We start from the raw sequence: 2,605 nt of genomic DNA, 5'->3' as shown, positions 1-2,605 counted from the left end.
CGCCTGCCCTTCCCTGGGCTGCGCGATACCGCGAAAGCGGCGGCAGATGAACAGCGGCATCAGCAGGTGGAAATCGTCGTAGGAATGGCTGGCGAAAGTGAGCGGCGCCAGGCACGGGATGTCGGTTTCGATGCCGATTTCCTCATGCAGTTCGCGAATGATGCATTGTTCGGGCGTCTCGCCCGGCTCGACCTTGCCGCCGGGAAACTCCCACAGCCCGGCAAGTTGCTTGCCCTGAGGCCGCTGCGCCAGAAGCACCCGGCCGTCGGCATCGACCAGCGCGCAGGCGGCGACCAGCAGCAGGCGCTTGCCGGCGGTCACGACATCATTCATGACCCGGCGGCCGCCGGTAGTGGTAGCGATAGACTTCCTCGAAGCCGAGCGAATGGTAGAGCGCCAGTGCCGGCACATTGTTGGCCTCGACCTGCAGCCAGGCTTCCCGTGCGCCCCGCAGCCGTGCCCATTTCAGTGCCGACAGGATCAGGTTGCGGCCGTGGCCCCTGTTGCGTGCCGACTTGTCGGTGGCGACCTCGAACAGGCCGGCGAGATCGCCGTCATGCACGCAGATCAGCGTCGCCAGCGCTTCTGATCCATCTTCGAGCGCGAACAGCCCGGCTTCGGGCTGGATGGCGCCGATGATCTCCGACAGGCCGGGGCGCAGCGAAACATCCGAACCGCTGACCTTGAGCGACGCGCCGATGAAGCGGCTGATGTCTTTCAGCGGGATCTGGTCCATGGCAGCGTCGAGTTGCGCATCGGCCAGCGGCAGCCGCATGACCAGCGACTCGTCGAACCGGCTCCATCCCTCACGGTCGAGATGACTGGCAAGATCGGGACCCGACAACGGCGACATGCGGAATGTCAGCGGCCTGCCATAGGCATCGAAACGGCGGCTGGCCCGGCCGATACGGTCGGCAATGTGCTGGATGTCGCCGGGATCGAGCGGATTGACCGAGTTCAGCCGCTTGGCCGGATGGCCGGCGGTCAGCCGCACCACCCAGGTGCCGTCATAGTGGACGGCGGCCGCCGGCCAGGCGCGAAAGCCGGCCGCCTCGTAACGGCGCACGATCGCGAGCATGCTTGCCGGATGCCTGGAGCTCAAAACCGTCAGCTCCGGTAATCGCCATTGATGGCGACATATTCCTTGGTGAGGTCGCAGGTCCACACCGTCGCCTTGCCGCGGCCAATGCCGATATCGGCGCGGATGCGGATATCGTCGCGCTTCATGTAGGCCGACGTCGCCGCCTCGGAATAGCCGGGGTCGCGCTCGCCTTCATGCGCCAGCCTGTTGTCGCCGAACCAGATCGACAGCCGGTCGCGATCGGCGGGTTCGCCGGCCTTGCCGACGGCCATGACGACGCGGCCCCAATTGGCGTCCTCGCCGGCGACTGCCGTCTTGACCAGCGGCGAATTGGCGATCGACAGCGCGATGCGCTTGGCCGAGCGCGCCGATTTGGCGCCGGTGACGGTGACTTCGACCTGCTTGCGGGCGCCTTCGCCGTCGCGCACCACCTGCAGCGCCAGCGATTTCAGCACCTTGCCGAGCGCCCGGCGGAACGTGCCGAGACGGGCATCCTTGGGATCGGTTATCTCCGGCGCGCCGCGCCTGGCGGCCTTGCCGGTGGCGAAGATCAGCAGCGTGTCGCTGGTCGAGGTGTCGCTGTCGACGGTGACCGCGTTGAAAGTCTTGGCCGTGCCGCGCGACAACAGATCCTGCAGGACAGGTGCGGCGATCGGCGCGTCGGTGGCGATGAAGGAGAGCATCGTCGCCATGTCGGGCGCGATCATGCCGGCGCCCTTGGAAATGCCGTTGATGGTGACATCGGTGTCGCCGAGCTTGACGGTCGCGGTCGCCACTTTCGGATAGGTATCCGTGGTCATGATCGCCTTTGCCGCTTCGGTCCACAGCTCGGGCTTGCCCTTGCTGACCAGCCCCGCGAGCAGATGGCTGAATTTGCTGGTGTCGAGCGGCTCGCCGATGACGCCGGTCGAGGCCATGAAAACCTCCGCTGCCGTGCAGCCGGCCGCCTTCGCCGCCGCCTCGCCGGTCAGTGCGGTCGACTCGCGGCCCTTCTTGCCGGTGAAGGCATTGGCGTTGCCGGAATTGACGACCAGCACCCGCGCCTTGCCCGCGCCGAGATTCTGCCGGCAGAAATCGACCGGCGCCGAGGGGCATTTCGATTTCGTGAACACGCCGGCGACCGCAGTGCCTTCATCGAAGACCATGGTCAAAAGATCGGTGCGGCCCTTGTACTTTATCCCTGCCTCGGCGGTGGCGATGCGCACCCCCTCGATTTCTGGCATTTTCGGGTATTTCTTCGGCGCAAGCGGCGAAATCGTCGTGGACATGGAGGCCTCGGGCGGGAAAATCGCAAGGGAAGGCCGGTTTGCCCGATAGACCGCGCCGGCGCAAGGGCGTTTTCGTCGCTCTTGTCCGGGAGCTCGAACTCGCCCCTGGGAGCAGGGCTCCGAGACGTCGCAAGCCATGCAGTAGACATCGTCCGACGGCCGGTCCGGCGGTGTCAGCCAGTTTGCGCCGGCCGCGTTCATCTCAATAGGAATTTATTCTTGACAGGGTGAGAGCAGCTATGCTACATTTTCGTCC

The 2,605-nt window shown here is 65.7% G+C and carries 3 protein-coding genes; all 3 read right to left on the bottom strand.

Features of this window, described 5'->3' with window-relative positions:
- Positions 1–333: (deoxy)nucleoside triphosphate pyrophosphohydrolase (locus tag EN994_RS26345; RefSeq protein WP_164746207.1), on the bottom strand; the 333-nt coding region annotated here is incomplete at its 3' end.
- Positions 326–1,078 carry a GNAT family N-acetyltransferase gene (locus EN994_RS26340; RefSeq protein WP_013529443.1) on the bottom strand — a complete coding sequence of 251 codons (753 nt, stop codon included), beginning with the start codon at positions 1,076–1,078 and terminating at the stop codon, positions 326–328. The genes EN994_RS26345 and EN994_RS26340, both read right to left, overlap by 8 nt.
- Positions 1,079–1,107: 29 nt before the next feature.
- On the bottom strand, positions 1,108–2,349 hold the full coding sequence (argJ, locus tag EN994_RS26335) for a bifunctional glutamate N-acetyltransferase/amino-acid acetyltransferase ArgJ (protein WP_063169075.1): 1,242 nt from the start codon (positions 2,347–2,349) through the stop codon (positions 1,108–1,110).
- Positions 2,350–2,605: the final 256 nt, after the last annotated feature.

Source organism: Mesorhizobium sp. M7A.F.Ca.CA.002.09.1.1 (assembly GCF_003998555.1).
Taxonomy (GTDB): Bacteria; Pseudomonadota; Alphaproteobacteria; order Rhizobiales; family Rhizobiaceae; genus Mesorhizobium; species Mesorhizobium ciceri.
This window is presented reverse-complemented; position numbering and strand designations above follow the sequence as displayed.

Excerpts from the sequence above, each read along its gene's own strand:
- EN994_RS26340 (WP_013529443.1), bottom strand. The coding sequence starts at position 1,078 with ATGCTCGCGATCGTGCGCCGTTACGAGGCGGCCGGCTTTCGCGCCTGG.
- argJ (WP_063169075.1), bottom strand. The coding sequence starts at position 2,349 with ATGTCCACGACGATTTCGCCGCTTGCGCCGAAGAAATACCCGAAAATG.